Here is a 15,916-nt window from a genome sequence, read left to right as displayed (position 1 = left end):
TCACGAGGGCCCTCCATTGCCATAGACTGGCAAACACGAGTGATCGCTCGCGTATTTCAAGAATGCGAGCGACCTCTCGTGTTTGTCAATGCGTATCGAGGAGGACTGGGGACAGCCATGCCCGAGGACCCGAAGCCGCGCCGCCGACAGGCCCGCGGCGAACGCCGCATCTCCCAGCTGCTCCAGGCCGCCGCCGACGTGTTCTGCGCCAGCGGCTACACGGCCGCCAGCACCAACGCGATCGCCCGCGAGGCCAAGGTCTCACCCGGCACGCTCTACCAGTACTTCCCGAACAAGGAAGCGATCGCCGTCGAGCTGGGCGGCCGGCTCATCCAGCAGATGCGCGCCGCCCACGGCCAGGTCTTCACCCCGGCCAACATGGCGCTGCCGCTGCCGGAGCTGGTCGACGCGGTACTCGACCCGATGATCGAGTTCAACTGCCTCAACCCGGCCTTCCTCGCCCTGATGCACGGCTCCGACATCCCGGGCCGGATCGCCGAGGAGCACGACGAGCTGCACGCCTCGCTGCTCTCCCAGGTCCGCGAGACGATCGGCGCGCGGGCCGTCCCGCCGCTCGCCGCCGCCGACCTCGACCGGGTCGCCGACATGGCCTTCGCCGTCTTCAAGGGCGGACTCGCGCTGATCGTCGCCGCCCCCGAGGGCCCGGTGCGGGACGCGGCGATCGGTGAGCTGAAGAAGGTGCTGGTCCGCTACCTCGCCCCGGTCTTCGACGAGACGCCGACCGACGCGGCGGTCACCACCGCGCCGACCACCACGCCGCCTCTCACCACGCCTCCGACGCCCCGCTGACCGACTCCCCCTCCCCCTCCTCCCCGTCCCCCTCCTGCGGCTCCCGGTCCCGGCCCGCCCGCACCTTCAGCGCGAGCAGCGGGAAGGCCAGGACGGAGACCATCCCGGCGCCCACCAGCGCCGCCGCCTCGCCCGCCGACAGCGCCTTGTCGTCCAGGCCGATGGTGGTGATGGCGACGACGAGCGGCAGCGCGGTGGAGCCGTACAGGACCAGCGCGCCCCGGTCCTTCCGGTCGAGGTCGCGCGGGGCGAGGAACCACATCGGGCCGCCGCGCACCACCAGGAAGAGCAGCAGGAAGACCGGCAGGAGGAGCAGCGCCCGGCCGCCGGAGAGCAGCGAGTCCAGGTCGAACTCGATACCGGTGACGACGAAGAAGACGGGCACCAGGAAGCCGAAGCCGACCCCCTCGACCTTCCCCAGGATCTCCGGTCCGGCCTCGGGCGCGGCCCCGGTGAGCACGAGCCGGGTGATGAGCCCGGCGGCGAAGGCGCCGAGCAGGACGTCGAGGCCGAGCGCCGTCGACGCCCCGAGCATCAGCGCGAGCAGCAGGAAGACGAAGCGGACCGCGAACTGCCCGCTGGTGTGCAGGGTCTTGGCGATGACGTTGGCGAACCACGGCGGGCGGGGCCGCAGCGCCCAGTAGACGGCGGCCGCGGTGAGCGCGGCGAAGACCGCGAGCAGCGCGGTCGACTGGGCCGCCGTCCGCCCGCTGAGCAGCAGCGCCATGGCGATGATCGGCCCGAACTCGCCGACCGCGCCGAAGGCCATGACGACCGAGCCGAAGCGGCCGCGCAGCCCGCCGGAGTCCCGCAGCACGGGCAGGACGGTGCCGAGCGCGGTGCTGGTGAGGGCGACGCCGATGAAGACACCGGTGGAGTAGCCGCCGCCGAGCAGGACGCCGGCGGCGAGGCCGAGGGCGAGCGCGGCGAGCCACGCCCACGCCGAGCGCCTGAGGGTGTCCCCGCGGACCTTGCCGAACTCGATCTCGTACCCGGCCAGGAAGATCAGCATGGCGAGGCCGAGCTCCGAGAGGCCGTCGATCAGCGCGTCCGAGTGGGCCCAGTCGAGGACGTCGGGGCCGATGACGATGCCGAGGAGGATCTCGAAGACGGCGAGCGGCACGGGGACGCGGCGCCCCACCCAGTACGCCAGGAGCGGCGCCAGGACGGCGATCACCATGATCAGGACGAGTGTGGTCCCCGAATGCGACATATCGGGTATCTACCATAAGCTCCGGTCAGATGCCCCGTCGGCGGAGGGACTTGGAGGCCCGCGGATGTACGAGCACCGGCCCACACCCCAGCCCCACCACCAGCCCCATCAGCCCCACCAGCCCCCTCCCCCGCCGCCACCCGCCCCGCCCGAGCCCGCCGGGCCGCGCCCCGGCCTGTGGAAGCGGTGCCTGTGGGGCGGCCTGACCCTGTGGGCGCTGACGGCCGTGGTCACGTACGCCACCGCCAACACCACCCTGCTGCCCACCCTGATCCTCCTCGGCAGCTTCCTGGTCCCGGGCGTCTTCGTGCTGTGGGCGTACGAGCGGCACGGCCGCGACCTCGGGCTCCCGGTGATCCTCGGCTGCTTCGTCACCGGCGGCATCCTCGGCGTGCTCGGCGCCTCGGTCATGGAGTACTACCTGCTCCACCCGTCCCTGTGGATGTTCCTCGGGGTGGGCCTGATCGAGGAGGCGGTGAAGCTCGCCGCCCTGATGTTCGTGGTCCGCCACCGGCCGTGGCTGCGCGGCCGGCGTGCCGGCCTGGTCCTCGGCGGGACGGTCGGCTTCGGCTTCGCCGCCTTCGAGAGCGCGGGGTACGCCTTCAACGCCGCCGTCACCATGGACGGCATCGACCTGCGCTCCCTCCTGGAGACGGAGGTCCTCCGCGGGCTGCTCGCCCCCTTCGGGCACGGCCTGTGGACGGCCATCGCCGGCGCGGTGCTCCTCTCCTTCCGCCGCCCCGACGGCCGCTTCCGCCTCGCCGGGCCGGTGATCGGCACCTACCTGGGCGTGGCGGCGCTGCACGCGCTCTGGGACTCGATGCACGGGATCGCGCTCTGGCTGGTGCTCCAGCTGACCACCACGGACCTGGACCGCTCGCTCTTCGCCCAGGGGTACCTCCCGGAGCCCACCTCCGAACAGGAACACCTCTTCACCCTCTTCTCGGTGGGCGGTCTGGTGCTGGTGACACTGGTGGGGCTGGCGTGGCTGCGCTCGCTCGCGCGACCCACACCCGAGAGGACTGGATTTTATACCCCCTAGGGGTATAGCATCGTCACCGTAAGGCCCCGAACCGAAGAGGAGAACGTCATGGCCGCCGAGACGCAGACCGAACTGACCACCGTCTACCAGGTCAAGGGCATGACCTGCGGCCACTGCGAGGGCGCCGTCTCCGGCGAGATCTCCGCGATCCCCGGCGTCTCCTCCGTCACCGCCGTCGCCAAGACCGGCGAGGTCACCGTGGTCTCCGCCGCCCCGCTCGACCGCGAGGCCGTCGCCGCCGCCGTCGACGAGGCCGGCTACGAGCTGGTCTGACCCGGGCGCCGCACCGGTGTCGGAGCGGGGTCGTACCGTTGGCGGTACGGCCCCGCTCCTCCCTTTTTGGAACCGCACATGCCCGGCACCACCGTCACCGAGCTGACCATCGGCGGAATGACCTGCGCCTCCTGCGCGGCCCGCGTCGAGAAGAAGCTCAACCGCATGGACGGCGTCACCGCGACCGTCAACTACGCCACCGAGAAGGCCCGCGTCGAGCACGCGCCCGAGGTGGGCGTCGACGCGCTCATCGCCACCGTGGTGAAGACCGGCTACACCGCCGAGGAACCCGCGCCTCCGGAGCCCGAGACCCCCGAGGAGGAGGGCGCCGCCGACCCCGAGCTCGCCGCGCTCCGCCGGCGCCTCGTCGTCTCCGCCGTCCTCGCCTTCCCCGTCGTCCTGCTCGCCATGGTCCCCGCCCTCCAGTTCGACAACTGGCAGTGGCTCTCCCTCGCCCTCGCCTCCCCCGTCGTCCTCTGGGGCGGCCTCCCCTTCCACCGGGCCGCCTGGACCAACCTCCGGCACGGCGCCGCCACCATGGACACCCTCGTCTCGGTCGGCACCCTCGCCGCCTACGGCTGGTCCCTGTGGGCGCTCTTCCTCGGCGACGCCGGCATGCCCGGCATGCGCCACGGCTTCGACCTCACCGCCGACCGCTCCGACGGCTCCTCCGCGATCTACCTGGAGGTGGCCGCGGGGGTCGTCACCTTCATCCTGCTCGGCCGCTACCTGGAGGCCCGCGCCAAGCGGAAGGCCGGCGCCGCCCTGCGGGCCCTCATGGAACTCGGCGCCAAGGACGTCGCCGTCCTCAGAGAGGGCGGGGAGGTACGGGTGCCGGTGGCCGACCTGCGGACCGGAGAGCTCTTCGTCGTACGCCCCGGGGAGAGGATCGCCACCGACGGCACCGTCACCGAGGGCTCCTCCGCCGTCGACACCTCCCTGCTCACCGGCGAGTCCCTGCCCGCCGACGTCACCGCGGGCTCCGACGTCACCGGCGGCTGCGTCAACGTCTCCGGGCGGCTCGTCGTCCGGGCCGGCCGGGTCGGCGCCGAGACGCGGCTCGCCCGGATGGCGAAGCTCGTCGAGGAGGCGCAGAGCGGCAAGGCCGAGGCGCAGCGGCTCGCCGACCGGATCTCCGCCGTCTTCGTCCCCGCCGTCCTGCTGATCGCCCTCGCCACCCTCGGCTTCTGGCTCGGCTCCGGGGCCGGCGCGACCGCCGCGTTCACCGCCGCCGTCGCCGTCCTGATCATCGCCTGCCCCTGCGCCCTCGGCCTCGCCACCCCGACCGCGCTGCTCGTCGGCACCGGCCGGGGCGCCCAGCTCGGCATCCTCATCAAGGGGCCCGAGGTCCTGGAGTCCACCCGCCGGGTCGACACCGTGGTCCTCGACAAGACCGGCACGGTCACCACCGGCCGGATGACCCTCACCGGCGTCCACCCGGCCGCCGGGACCGACGAGCGGGAGCTGCTGCGGCTCGCCGGGGCCCTGGAGCACTCCTCCGAGCACCCCGTGGCCCGGGCCGTCGCCGCCGGCGCCGCCGAGCGCCTCGGGATCCCCGTCGGCGAGCTGCCGGTCCCCAAGGGCTTCGAGAACGTGCCGGGGCTCGGCGTCCGCGGCTCCGTCGACGGGGCCCTCGTCCTCGCCGGGCGGGCCGCGCTGCTCGCCGCCGAGGACGTGGCCGTGCCGGACGGCGTGGCCACCGGGGCCGTACTCGTCGCCCGGGACGGGGTCTTCTGCGGCTCCCTCGCCGTCGCCGACGCGGTCAAGGACACCAGCGCCGAGGCCGTCGCCCGGCTCCGCGGCCTCGGGCTGCGGCCGGTGCTGCTCACCGGCGACCACCGGGCCGTCGCGGAGGCCGTGGCCGCCGAGGTGGGCATCGACGAGGTGATCGCCGACGTGCTGCCGGAGGAGAAGGCCGGCGTGGTCCGCAGACTCCAGGAAGAGGGCCGTACGGTCGCGATGGTCGGCGACGGCGTGAACGACGCGGCGGCGCTCGCCACGGCCGATCTGGGGCTCGCGATGGGCACCGGGACGGACGCGGCCATCGAGGCGAGCGACCTCACCCTCGTCCGGGGCGACCTGCGGGTCGCCGCCGACGCGATCCGGCTCTCCCGGCGGACCCTGGCGACGATCAAGGGAAATCTGGCGTGGGCCTTCGGCTACAACGTGGCCGCGCTACCGCTCGCCGCGGCCGGACTGCTCAACCCGATGATCGCGGGCCTGACCATGGCCTTTTCGTCCGTCTTCGTCGTGTCCAACAGCCTTCGTCTGCGGCGGTTCCGTTGATTTCACCTACACGTGACGCACAAGTCCTTCACAAAGAGACCTAGATCACAGATATTGGGGGGTAACCATCTGGGCTGTTCGCGAGTCTAAGTGGGCGATGCCAGAACGTCTTGGGGGACGTTCGCCGGGAGGTCTTGGGGGACGTCCCGGCAGGCAAGCGCGGCCGGGGCACGTGCACGGGGAGCTTTGAGCGGCCCTCCCGTACGTACCCCGGCAGACCGCGCGCATGACGCCCGGCCCGGATCCCGTGGGGGGAATCCGCTCCGGGAATATGAGAAGCGCCCCGCTCGCCGACCCGTGGGGGGATCGGAGAGCGGGGCGCTTCTGTACGTCCTGCCGTCGGCCGTGGAGGCTTCTCAGGCGACCTGTGCGGGGTCGGCTCAGCGCTCGTCGACCGGGACGAAGTCGCGCAGGACCTCGCCGGTGTAGATCTGGCGCGGGCGGCCGATGCGGGAGCCCGGCTCCTTGATCATCTCGTGCCACTGGGCGATCCAGCCGGGAAGGCGGCCGAGCGCGAAGAGCACGGTGAACATCTCGGTCGGGAAGCCCATCGCGCGGTAGATGAGGCCCGTGTAGAAGTCCACGTTCGGGTAGAGGTTGCGCGAGACGAAGTAGTCGTCGGAGAGCGCGTGCTCCTCCAGCTTCAGCGCGATGTCCAGGAGCTCGTCGGACTTGCCGAGGGCCGAGAGGACGTCGTGCGCCGCCGCCTTGATGATCTTGGCGCGCGGGTCGAAGGACTTGTACACCCGGTGGCCGAAGCCCATCAGGCGGACGCCGTCCTCCTTGTTCTTCACCTTGCGGATGAAGGAGTCGACATCGCCGCCGTTGGCCTGGATGCCCTCCAGCATCTCCAGGACCGACTGGTTGGCGCCGCCGTGCAGCGGGCCCCAGAGGGCGGAGATGCCGGCCGAGATCGAGGCGAACATGTTCGCCTGCGAGGAGCCGACCAGACGCACGGTGGACGTCGAACAGTTCTGCTCGTGGTCCGCGTGCAGGATGAGCAGCTTGTCGAGCGCGGAGACGACGACCGGGTCGAGGTCGTACTCCTGCGCCGGCACCGAGAACGTCATGCGCAGGAAGTTCTCGACGTAGCCGAGGTCGTTGCGCGGGTAGACGAACGGGTGGCCGATCGACTTCTTGTACGCGTACGCCGCGATCGTCGGCAGCTTGGCGAGCAGCCGGATCGTCGACAGGTGGCGCTGCGTCTCGTCGAACGGGTTGTGGCTGTCCTGGTAGAAGGTGGACAGCGCGGAGACCACGGACGACAGCATCGCCATCGGGTGGGCGTCCCGCGGGAAGCCGCGGAAGAAGTTCTTGACGTCCTCGTGGACCAGCGTGTGCTGGGTGATCTCGTTCTGGAAGGTGGCGAGCTCCTCGCCCTTCGGCAGCTCGCCGTTGATCAGCAGGTAGGCCACCTCCAGGAAGGTGGACTGCTCGGCCAGCTGCTCGATGGGGTAGCCGCGGTACCGCAGGATGCCCTGCTCACCATCGAGGTAGGTGATGGCGGATTTGTAGGCGGCGGTGTTGCCGTATCCGCTGTCCAGGGTGACCAGACCGGTCTGGGCTCGCAGCTTCCCGATGTCGAAGCCCTTGTCGCCGACGGTGCTCTCGACCACCGGGTAGGTGTATTCACCGTCCGCGTACCGCAGTACTACAGAGTTGTCGCTCACGTCATCCCTCACCGACGTAGTGCCTCTTCTTCGAGGTGCCCTGACTGTCTCTACCATCCCCCACTTGGCTCAGGAGAGTGCACTCGGGGTCGCCATTGGGCCAATCGGCGGCACTCAGTGCCGCCAACCTGCTCATCCTGCCCCCTTCGCCCCGGTTCCGGAAGCCCTCCGTGATCTTTCACACGGGGGCGCCCCCTGTGAGGCGATGGGCCAGTGCGGTAGAGCGCCGGCCGGCCGAGACCGTACGCACCGCCTGGGCGATCGCGCGGCGCGAACCGACCAGGACGACGAGCTTCCGGGCGCGGGTGACGGCCGTGTACAGCAGGTTCCGCTGGAGCATCATCCATGCACTCATGGTGACCGGGATCACCACAGCCGGATACTCACTGCCCTGCGAACGGTGGATGGTGACCGCGTACGCGTGGGACAGCTCGTCCAGCTCGTCGAAGCCGTACGGCACCTCCTCGTCCTCGTCCGTCCGGACGGTGAGCCGCTGTTCCACGGGGTCCAGCGCCGTCACCACTCCGACCGTACCGTTGAAGACGCCGTTCGCCCCCTTCTCGTAGTTGTTCCTGATCTGGGTCACCTTGTCCCCGACCCGGAAGACCCGGCCGCCGAACCGCTTCTCCGGGACGTCCGGACGGGCCGGAGTGATCATCTGCTGGAGCAGCCCGTTCAGCGCGCCCGCCCCGGCCGGTCCCCGGTGCATCGGCGCCAAAACCTGTACATCCCGGCGCGGGTCCAGTCCGAATCTGGCCGGAATACGCCGCGCGGCGACCTCGACGGCGACCCGGGCCGCGTCCTCCGTCTCCTCCTCCGCGAAGAGGAAGAAGTCAGGCAGTCCCGTTGTTGCCGGCGGGAGCCCCTCGTTGATCCGGTGCGCGTTGGTGACCACGCCGGACTGCTGGGCCTGACGGAAGATCCTGGTCAGCCGGACGGCCGGGACCGGGCTGCCCGGGGCCAGCAGGTCGGCGAGCACCTCACCGGCGCCGACCGACGGCAGCTGGTCCACATCCCCCACGAGCAGCAGATGGGCGCCCGGCGCCACCGCCTTGACCAGCTTGTTCGCCAGCAGCAGATCGAGCATGGACGCCTCGTCGACCACCACGAGGTCCGCGTCGAGCGGCCGGTCCCGGTCGTACGCGGCATCCCCGCCCGGCTTCAGTTCGAGCAGCCGGTGGACGGTGGAGGCCTCGGCACCGGTCAGCTCGGCGAGCCGCTTGGCGGCCCGGCCGGTCGGCGCCGCGAGGACCACCTTCGCCTTCTTGGCCCGGGCCAGCTCCACCACGGACCGGACCGTGAAGGACTTGCCGCAGCCGGGGCCGCCGGTGAGGACCGCGACCTTCTCGGTCAGCGCGAGCCGCACGGCCTGCTCCTGCTCGGGCGCCAGCGTGGCCCCCGTCCGGTCCGCGAGCCAGGCCAGCGCCTTGTCCCAGGCCACGTCCCGGAAGGCCGGCATCCGGTCCTCCGGGGTGCGCAGCAGCCGTCGGAGCTGCCCGGCGAGGGAGAGCTCCGCCCGGTGGAACGGGATCAGGTAGACGGCCGTGACCGGCTCCCCCTCCGGGCCGGGGACCGGCTCCCGGACGACCCCTTCGGGGTCGTCGGCGAGCTCGGCGAGGCACTCGATGACCAGCCCGGTGTCCACCTGGAGCAGCTTCACCGAGTCGGCGATCAGCCGCTCCTCGGGGAGGAAGCAGTGCCCCTGGTCGGCGGACTGGGACAGGGCGTACTGGAGGCCGGCCTTCACCCGCTCGGGGCTGTCGTGCGGGATGCCGACGGACTGGGCGATCCGGTCGGCGGTGAGGAAGCCGATGCCCCAGACGTCGGCGGCGAGCCGGTAGGGCCGCTCGCGGACGACGGAGATCGAATCGTCGCCGTACTGCTTGTAGATGCGCACGGCGATGGAGGTGGAGACGCCGACGGTCTGCAGGAAGACCATCACCTCCTTGATGGCCTTCTGCTCCTCCCAGGCGGCCGTGATGTTCCTCGTCCGCTTCGGCCCGAGCCCCGGCACCTCGATCAGCCGGCCCGGCTCCTCCTCCAGGACGTCGAGGGTCGCCAGGCCGAAGTGGGTGGTGATGCGGTCGGCGAAGACCGGCCCGATGCCCTTCACCAGACCGGAGCCGAGATAGCGCCGGATGCCCTGGATGGTGGCGGGCAGCACGGTCGTGTAGTTGTCCACCTGGAACTGCCGGCCGTACTGCGGATGCGACCCCCAGCGCCCCTCCATCCGCAGCGACTCCCCCGGCTGCGCACCGAGCAGCGCGCCCACGACGGTGAGCAGCTCGCCCGCGCCCCGCCCGGTGTCGACCCGGGCGACCGTGTAGCCGCTCTCCTCGTTGGCGTACGTGATCCTCTCCAGCACGCCCTCCAGGACGGCGGGGCGGAACGGCTGACCCTCGTTGGACATGGACCGACCGTAGCGAAGGCCGCCGACAACGGTTGGCGGGGCTGTGGACAACTCCCGCGCCGGGGTGCCGAACCGGCGGCGGAACCGTAGCGTTCCGGACATGAGCGAAAGCAGCGTTTCCTTCCGGGACGACGTCCTGGCCGAACTCGGCGAGGACCGTCTGGCGGAGATCGCCGTGCTCGCCGGCACCGACCTGGCGGGCGCGCGGGACCTGGTGGGCGGCTCCGTCGCGGAGCTCTCCGGCGAACTGCGACAGGCCGCGGCCGAGCCCGCCAGCGCGGACGAGGTCAAGGCCGCCGTCGACGAGGTCGCTTCCCAGGAACCCCCGCTCCAGGGCGTCGCCACCTTCGGCGGCCTCGCGGCCGGCGGCCTGATGGCAGGCGTCCTTGCCAAGCTGGCCAGACCCGCCGCCGACGCCGTCGCCAGACGCACCGGCCTCCCCCCGACCACCGTCGCCCGCGCCGTCGACCTCCTGGTCCCGGTGGTCCTCGCGGTCCTCACCAAACGCGCCGCCACGAAGAGGACCGGCGGCCTGGGCGACCTGCTGGGCGGCGGGAAGCAGGAGCGGCCCGGCCCCGCCGCACACGGGGCCGGACCGGGCTTCAGACCTTGAGGAAGGCCTCCAGCGTCTCCTCCAGGACCTCCACGCCGTCCCTCGCCCACAGCGTGTCGTTGAAGAGTTCGACCTCCACCGGGCCGGTGTAGCCGACGCGTTCCAGAAGCCCCGACCACCAGGTGAGGTCGATCGCGCCGGTGCCGAGCTGGCCCCGCCCGTCGAGGACGCCTTCCGGGAGGGGGGTCGTCCAGTCGGCGAGCTGGAAGGAGTGGACGCGGCCTCCGGCGGCGGCGCGCTCGACCGCCGCCGGGGCGTTCTCGTCCCACCACAGGTGGTACGTGTCGACGGTGACGCCGACCTGGTCGGCCGGATGGCGTTCGGCGATGTCCAGGGCCTGGTCGAGGGTGGAGATCGCGCAGCGGTCGGAGGCGTACATGGGGTGGAGGGGTTCGATGGCGAGCCGGACTCCGCGTTCGCCCGCGTAGGGGGCGAGGGTGCCGATGGCGTCGGCGATACGCGCGCGTGCGCCGGGCAGGTCGCGGCTGCCGGCGGGCAGGCCGCCGGAGACGAGGACCAGGGTGTCGGTGCCGAGCGCCGCCGCCTCGTCGATCGCCGCGCGGTTGTCGGCCTCCCAGCCGTCGGTGGTGAAGAAGCCGCCGCGGCAGAGGGTGGTGACCTTCAGGCCGGCCTCCTGCATCAGGGCCGCGGTCTCGTCGACGCCGTACTCCTTCACCGGGTCGCGCCAGAGGCCGATGCCGGGGACGCCGAGGCGGACGCACTCCTCCACCAGCTTCGGCAGCGGGAGTTGCTTCACCGTCATCTGGTTGATGCTGAAGCGGTCGAGGTTCACTGGGGGACTCCGTGGACGGTGAGGAGGGCCCGCATGCGGGACTCGGCGCGGGACGGGTCCGGGAAGAGGCCGAGGCCGTCGGCGAGTTCGTAGGCGCGGGCCAGGTGGGGCAGGGAGCGGGCCGAGTGGAGGCCGCCGACCATGGTGAAGTGGTCCTGGTGGCCGGCGAGCCAGGCGAGGAGGACGACGCCCGTCTTGTAGTAGCGGGTCGGGGGCTCGAAGAGGTGGCGGGAGAGCGCGACCGTCGGGTCGAGGAGCTTGCGGAAGCCCGCCGTGTCGCCGGTGTCGAGGGTCCTGACGGCCTCCGCCGCCAGGGGGCCGAGCGGGTCGAAGATGCCGAGGAGGGCGTGGCTGAAGCGCCCGCCGTCCGAAGGGGCCTCTCCCGCGATCAGCTCGGGGTAGTGGAAGTCGTCGCCGGTGTAGCAGCGGACGCCTTCGGGGAGCCGGCGGCGGAGCGCGATCTCGCGGCCGGCGTCGAGGAGGGAGATCTTGACGCCGTCGACCTTGTCGGGGTGGGCGGCGATCACGTCGAGGAAGGTCTCGGTGGCCGTGTCGAGGTCGGCGGAGCCCCAGTAGCCGTCGAGCGCCGGGTCGAACATGGGCCCCAGCCAGTGCAGGACGACCGGCTCGGACGCCTGCCGGAGCAGGTGGCCGTAGAGGTCGAGGTAGTCCTCGGGGCCGGCGGCCGCGGCGGCCAGCGCGCGGGAGGCCATGAGGATGGCCTGGGCGCCGGACTCCTCGACGACGGCGAGCTGTTCCTCGTACGCGGCCCTGATCTCCGCGAGGCCGGCCGGTCCGGTGAGCTGGTCGGTGCCGACGCCGCAGGCGATCCGGCCGCCCTCCGCCTTCGCCTCGGCGGCGGAGCGGCGGATGAGTTCGGCGGCGCCCGCCCAGTCGAGGCCCATGCCGCGCTGGGCGGTGTCCATGGCCTCCGCGACGCCGAGGCCGTGGGACCAGAGGTGGCGGCGGAAGGCGAGGGTGGCGTCCCAGTCGACGGCGGCGGGGCCGTCGGGGGTGGTGTCGGCGTACGGGTCGGCGACGACGTGCGCGGCGGAGAAGACCGTACGGGAGGTGAGCGGTCCGGGCGCGGTGGGCGCGAGCGGTTCGGTACGGGGGTCGTACGCGCGCGTGCCGCCGCCGGGGTTCGGGAGGTGGAGGGTCACAGGGAGACCTCCGGGACATCGAGGCGGCGGCCCTCGGCGGCGGACTTCAGGCCGAGTTCGGCGAGCTGGACGCCGCGGGCACCGGCGAGGAGGTCCCAGTGGTACGGCTCGTCGAGGACGACGTGGCGGAGGAAGAGCTCCCACTGGGCCTTGAAGCCGTTGTCGAAGTCGGCGTTGTCGGGGACCTCCTGCCACTGGTCGCGGAAGGAGTAGGTGGCGGGGATGTCGGGGTTCCAGACCGGCTTGGGGGTGAGGCCGCGGTGCTGGACGCGGCAGTTGCGCAGGCCGGCGACGGCGGAGCCCTCGCTGCCGTCGACCTGGAACTCGACGAGCTCGTCGCGGTTGACGCGTACCGCCCAGGAGGAGTTGATCTGGGCGATGGCGCCGCCCTCCAGGCGGAAGGTGCCGTAGGCGGCGTCGTCGGCGGTCGCCTCGTACGGCTTGCCCTGCTCGTCCCAGCGGCGCGGCACGTGGGTGGCGATCTCGGCGGAGACGGAGGTGACCCGGCCGAAGAGCTCGTGGAGGACGTACTCCCAGTGCGGGAACATGTCGACGACGATGCCGCCGCCGTCCTCGGAGCGGTAGTTCCAGCTGGGGCGCTGGGCCTCCTGCCAGTCTCCTTCGAAGACCCAGTAGCCGAACTCGCCGCGCACGGACAGGATCTCGCCGAAGAAGCCGCCGTCGACGAGCCGCTTGAGCTTGAGCAGGCCGGGGAGGAAGAGCTTGTCCTGGACGACGCCGTGCTTGATCCCCTTCTCGGCGGCGAGGCGGGCGAGGTCGAGGGCGCCGGCGAAGTCGGCGGCGGTGGGCTTCTCGGTGTAGAGGTGCTTGCCGGCCTCGATGGCCTTGGCGAGGGCGCCGGCGCGGGCCGAGGTGACCTGGGCGTCGAAGTAGATGTCGATCGAGTCGTCGGCGAGGACGGCGTCGAGGTCGGTGGACCACTCGGTCAGGCCGTGCTTCTCGGCGAGGGCGCGCAGGGCGTGCTCGCGGCGGCCGACGAGGACCGGTTCGGGCCAGAGGACCTCGCCGTTGCCGAGGTCGAGGCCGCCCTGCTCGCGCAGGGCGAGGATCGAGCGGACGAGGTGCTGGCGGTAGCCCATGCGCCCGGTGACGCCGTTCATGGCGATGCGGATGGTCCTGCGTGTCACGGAATGTTCCTCTCCCCGGCGGGCGTGCGCCCTCGTCCGACTGCGTTCGCTGGGCGCCTCCGGGCATGGGGGCATGCGCGGAGGCAGGACAGAAAGCGCTTCCGGCGCGACGATAGAAAGCGCTTTCTGACGCGGATGACGCTAGCCTGCCGACAACACGCCGGACAAGGGCCCCGCACCTTCGGCCTTGGAGGTACGCACGCGATGCCGGAGGCACGCACGATGGCGCAGGCACGCACGAAGTCGGACGCACCCACGAAGGCGCAGACGCTCACGAGGGCGCAGGCACGCATGAAGGCGCAGGCGCTCACGAAGGCGCAGGCACGCACGAAGTCGGAGGTACGCACGCGATGACCGTCACCCTGGCGGACGTGGCCGCCCGCGCCCGGGTCTCCCCCGCGACCGTCTCCCGCGTCCTCAACGGCAACTACCCGGTCGCCGCCTCGACGCGCGAGCGGGTCCTCAGAGCCGTGGAGGAGCTGGACTACGTCCTGAACGGGCCCGCGAGCTCACTCGCCGCCGCCACCTCCGACCTGGTCGGCGTGCTGGTCAACGACATCGCCGACCCCTTCTTCGGGATCATGGCGAGCGCCGCGCAGAGCGCGATCGGCGAGGGCGGCTCGGGCCGGGCGGGCGGCGAGAAGCTGGCCGTCGTCTGCAACACCGGCGGCTCCCCCGAGCGCGAGCTGACCTACCTCACGCTGCTCCAGCGACAGCGGGCCGCCGCCGTGATCCTCATGGGCGGCTCCCTGGAGGACCCCGAGCACCTGGCCGCGACGGCGGCGAAGCTGGCCCGGATGGCGGAGGCCGGGACCCGGGTCGTCCTCTGCGGGCGCCCGCCCGTGCCCGGGGACGCGCACCTCGCCGCGCTCGTCTTCGACAACCGCGCCGGGGGCCGCCGGCTCGCCGAGCACCTGCTCGGCCTCGGCCACACGCGGATCGGATACGTCGCGGGCCCCGCCGACCGCACCACCACCCGGCACCGCCTGGAGGGCCACCGGGAGGCCCTCGCGGCGGCGGGCGTCGCCGAGGGGCCGACCGTGCACGGCCCCTACGACCGCGCCGCCGGCCACGCGGCCGTCGCGGAGCTGCTCGCCCGCGACCCGGAGCTCACGGCCGTCGTCGCCGCCAACGACACGGTGGCCCTCGGCGTCTGCGCGGCCCTGCGGGAGCGGGGCCTGTCGATCCCCGGCGACGTCTCCGTCGCCGGCTTCGACGACCTCCCCTTCTCGATCGACGCGGTCCCCGCCCTGACCACCGTCCACCTCCCCCTCCACGAGTCCGGGGTCCGGGCCGGCCGCCTGGCGATGGGCACGGAGGACGCCCCGCCGACCGGCACGGAGACGGTCCCGGGCGCGCTGGTGGTGCGGGACTCGACGGGGGCGCCGCGGAGCTAGCGGCGGAAGGGCGGACGGCGTGCCCCGGCCACGGGCACCGGCACCCCCACCCCTGACCAGGAACGCCCACCCCGGCCATGGATGCCCGTTTCGCGCCTTTCGCCCGTATAGCCTGGCCCCATGTGTACACGCGCCTTGTGGCGGGCCGCCGGACAACCGGTGGTCGTCGGCCGGAACATGGACTGGAAGCAGAGCCTCGGGACCTCGCTGTGGGTGCTGCCGAGGGGCGCCGAGCGGATCGGGGTCGGAGGCGGGGATCCGGCGCCGCTGCGGTGGTCCGCCGCGTACGGGAGCGTGGTCGCGACCGCGTACGACGCCGCCACCACCGACGGGGTGAACGAACGGGGCCTGGGCGCCCACCTGTTGTGGCTGACCGAGGCCGACTTCGGGGAGCGGCGGCCGGAGCTGCCGGCGGTGAGCGTCTCGCTGTGGACCCAGTACGTGCTCGACCGGTTCGCGACGGTCGCGGAGGCGGTGGCGTCGATGGAGGCCGCGCCGTTCCAGGTCCGGCCGCAGGGCGACGCGCACGCGGGCACCTGGAGCACCGTCCATCTGGCGATCGAGGACGCGGGCGGGGACTCGGCGGTGATCGAGTTCCTGGACGGCGAGCCGCGGATCCATCACGACCGGTCGTACACGGTGATGACCAACTCGCCGCCGTTCGACGAGCAGTTGGACCATCTGAAGCGGTACGAGGGGTTCGGCGGCGAGCTGCCGCTGCCGGGGACGACGGAGGCGGCCGACCGGTTCGTCCGGGCCGCGTACTACCTGGACCGGCTGCCGCCGGCCGACAGCCCGGCGCGGGCCTACGCCGCGCTGCTGAGCGTGATGCGGAACGCGGCGCAGCCCTTCGGGACGCCCGATCCGGCCCGGCCGAACATCTCGGCGACGATCTGGCGCACCCTCGCCGATCTGACGAACGGCGTGTACGCCTTCGAGTCCTCGTACTCCCCCGACATCGTCTGGACCCATCTCGACCGGGTCGACTTCGGCCGGGCGGCACGCCTCGACGTGACGCGGGAGGGACTCGCCGGGGACGTGACGGACCGCTACGAGCCGGCGGAGCCGTTCTCCTTCGCGTCCGCGTAGGCGTCGGCT

At 72.3% G+C, this 15,916-nt stretch carries 13 protein-coding genes; 7 read left to right on the top strand and 6 right to left on the bottom strand.

Features of this window, described 5'->3' with window-relative positions; translation table 11 throughout:
- Window positions 1–117 precede the first annotated feature (117 nt).
- Window positions 118–810, top strand: coding sequence for a TetR/AcrR family transcriptional regulator (locus tag HHL19_RS01060; RefSeq protein ID WP_169084589.1), 693 nt, complete (start codon window positions 118–120; stop codon window positions 808–810).
- Here HHL19_RS01060 and HHL19_RS01055 read toward each other — a convergent pair.
- Window positions 785–2,023, bottom strand: a complete 1,239-nt coding sequence (locus HHL19_RS01055) for a cation:proton antiporter (RefSeq protein ID WP_169084587.1) — start codon at window positions 2,021–2,023, stop codon at window positions 785–787. The two genes, HHL19_RS01060 and HHL19_RS01055, sit on opposite strands and share 26 nt — an antisense overlap.
- A gap of 64 nt (window positions 2,024–2,087) precedes the next feature.
- Here HHL19_RS01055 and HHL19_RS01050 point away from each other — a divergent pair, with 64 nt between their 5' ends.
- The 3 genes from HHL19_RS01050 to HHL19_RS01040 all read left to right on the top strand — a co-directional run bounded on the left by HHL19_RS01050 (window position 2,088) and on the right by HHL19_RS01040 (window position 5,624).
- Window positions 2,088–3,065 carry a PrsW family intramembrane metalloprotease gene (locus tag HHL19_RS01050; RefSeq protein WP_169084585.1) on the top strand — a complete coding sequence of 326 codons (978 nt, stop codon included), beginning with the start codon at window positions 2,088–2,090 and terminating at the stop codon, window positions 3,063–3,065.
- 48 nt (window positions 3,066–3,113) lie between these two features.
- Window positions 3,114–3,338 (top strand): cation transporter, encoded by a 225-nt coding sequence (locus HHL19_RS01045; protein WP_169084583.1) that lies wholly within the window; start codon window positions 3,114–3,116, stop codon window positions 3,336–3,338.
- Between the two features lie 78 nt (window positions 3,339–3,416).
- Window positions 3,417–5,624: a heavy metal translocating P-type ATPase gene (locus HHL19_RS01040; RefSeq protein ID WP_169084581.1), complete on the top strand. Its 2,208-nt coding sequence runs from the start codon at window positions 3,417–3,419 to the stop codon at window positions 5,622–5,624.
- Between the two features lie 380 nt (window positions 5,625–6,004).
- Here the strand turns inward: HHL19_RS01040 and HHL19_RS01035 are convergent, their stop codons facing one another.
- Both HHL19_RS01035 and HHL19_RS01030 read right to left on the bottom strand, forming a co-directional pair.
- Window positions 6,005–7,294, bottom strand: a complete 1,290-nt coding sequence (locus HHL19_RS01035; RefSeq protein WP_169084579.1) for a citrate synthase — start codon at window positions 7,292–7,294, stop codon at window positions 6,005–6,007.
- A 178-nt stretch (window positions 7,295–7,472) separates the two neighbouring features.
- Window positions 7,473–9,704, bottom strand: a complete 2,232-nt coding sequence (locus HHL19_RS01030) for an ATP-dependent RecD-like DNA helicase (protein WP_169084569.1) — start codon at window positions 9,702–9,704, stop codon at window positions 7,473–7,475.
- A 100-nt stretch (window positions 9,705–9,804) separates the two neighbouring features.
- On the opposite strand from HHL19_RS01030, the gene HHL19_RS01025 reads away from it, so the two are divergent.
- Window positions 9,805–10,317, top strand: coding sequence for a DUF937 domain-containing protein (locus tag HHL19_RS01025; protein ID WP_169084567.1), 513 nt, complete (start codon window positions 9,805–9,807; stop codon window positions 10,315–10,317).
- On the opposite strand, the gene HHL19_RS01020 is transcribed toward HHL19_RS01025, so the two are convergent.
- The 3 genes from HHL19_RS01020 to HHL19_RS01010 are packed head-to-tail and all read right to left on the bottom strand — an operon-like array spanning window position 10,307 to window position 13,421.
- Entirely contained in the window at window positions 10,307–11,110 is an 804-nt protein-coding gene (locus tag HHL19_RS01020; RefSeq protein ID WP_346768220.1) for a sugar phosphate isomerase/epimerase family protein, read from the bottom strand. The genes HHL19_RS01025 and HHL19_RS01020 overlap by 11 nt on opposite strands.
- Window positions 11,107–12,273 carry a dihydrodipicolinate synthase family protein gene (locus tag HHL19_RS01015; protein WP_169084565.1) on the bottom strand — a complete coding sequence of 389 codons (1,167 nt, stop codon included), beginning with the start codon at window positions 12,271–12,273 and terminating at the stop codon, window positions 11,107–11,109. Before HHL19_RS01015 ends, HHL19_RS01020 begins: the two co-directional genes overlap by 4 nt.
- Window positions 12,270–13,421: a Gfo/Idh/MocA family oxidoreductase gene (locus HHL19_RS01010; RefSeq protein ID WP_169084563.1), complete on the bottom strand. Its 1,152-nt coding sequence runs from the start codon at window positions 13,419–13,421 to the stop codon at window positions 12,270–12,272. The genes HHL19_RS01015 and HHL19_RS01010 overlap by 4 nt, the downstream gene beginning before the upstream one ends.
- A 350-nt stretch (window positions 13,422–13,771) precedes the next feature.
- Between HHL19_RS01010 and HHL19_RS01005 the strand changes: the two genes are divergently transcribed.
- Together HHL19_RS01005 and HHL19_RS01000 are read left to right on the top strand one after the other, a co-directional pair.
- Window positions 13,772–14,818, top strand: coding sequence for a LacI family DNA-binding transcriptional regulator (locus HHL19_RS01005; RefSeq protein WP_169084561.1), 1,047 nt, complete (start codon window positions 13,772–13,774; stop codon window positions 14,816–14,818).
- 120 nt (window positions 14,819–14,938) lie between these two features.
- The gene (locus HHL19_RS01000) at window positions 14,939–15,907 is read left to right on the top strand and encodes a linear amide C-N hydrolase (protein ID WP_206324462.1); all 969 of its coding nucleotides are present in this window, start codon (window positions 14,939–14,941) and stop codon (window positions 15,905–15,907) included.
- The last annotated feature ends 9 nt before the right edge of the window (window positions 15,908–15,916 follow it).

This window comes from Streptomyces sp. R302 (assembly GCF_012927245.1).
Lineage (GTDB): Bacteria > Actinomycetota > Actinomycetes > Streptomycetales > Streptomycetaceae > Streptomyces.
Note: the sequence above shows the minus strand (reverse complement) of the source record. Positions and strands in the feature narration are given on the sequence as shown.

Excerpts from the sequence above, each read along its gene's own strand:
- HHL19_RS01060 (WP_169084589.1), top strand. The coding sequence starts at position 118 with ATGCCCGAGGACCCGAAGCCGCGCCGCCGACAGGCCCGCGGCGAACGC.
- HHL19_RS01000 (WP_206324462.1), top strand. The coding sequence starts at position 14,939 with ATGTGTACACGCGCCTTGTGGCGGGCCGCCGGACAACCGGTGGTCGTC.
- HHL19_RS01055 (WP_169084587.1), bottom strand. The coding sequence starts at position 2,023 with ATGTCGCATTCGGGGACCACACTCGTCCTGATCATGGTGATCGCCGTC.
- HHL19_RS01030 (WP_169084569.1), bottom strand. The coding sequence starts at position 9,704 with ATGTCCAACGAGGGTCAGCCGTTCCGCCCCGCCGTCCTGGAGGGCGTG.
- HHL19_RS01045 (WP_169084583.1), top strand. The coding sequence starts at position 3,114 with ATGGCCGCCGAGACGCAGACCGAACTGACCACCGTCTACCAGGTCAAG.
- HHL19_RS01025 (WP_169084567.1), top strand. The coding sequence starts at position 9,805 with ATGAGCGAAAGCAGCGTTTCCTTCCGGGACGACGTCCTGGCCGAACTC.
- HHL19_RS01005 (WP_169084561.1), top strand. The coding sequence starts at position 13,772 with ATGACCGTCACCCTGGCGGACGTGGCCGCCCGCGCCCGGGTCTCCCCC.
- HHL19_RS01050 (WP_169084585.1), top strand. The coding sequence starts at position 2,088 with ATGTACGAGCACCGGCCCACACCCCAGCCCCACCACCAGCCCCATCAG.
- HHL19_RS01040 (WP_169084581.1), top strand. The coding sequence starts at position 3,417 with ATGCCCGGCACCACCGTCACCGAGCTGACCATCGGCGGAATGACCTGC.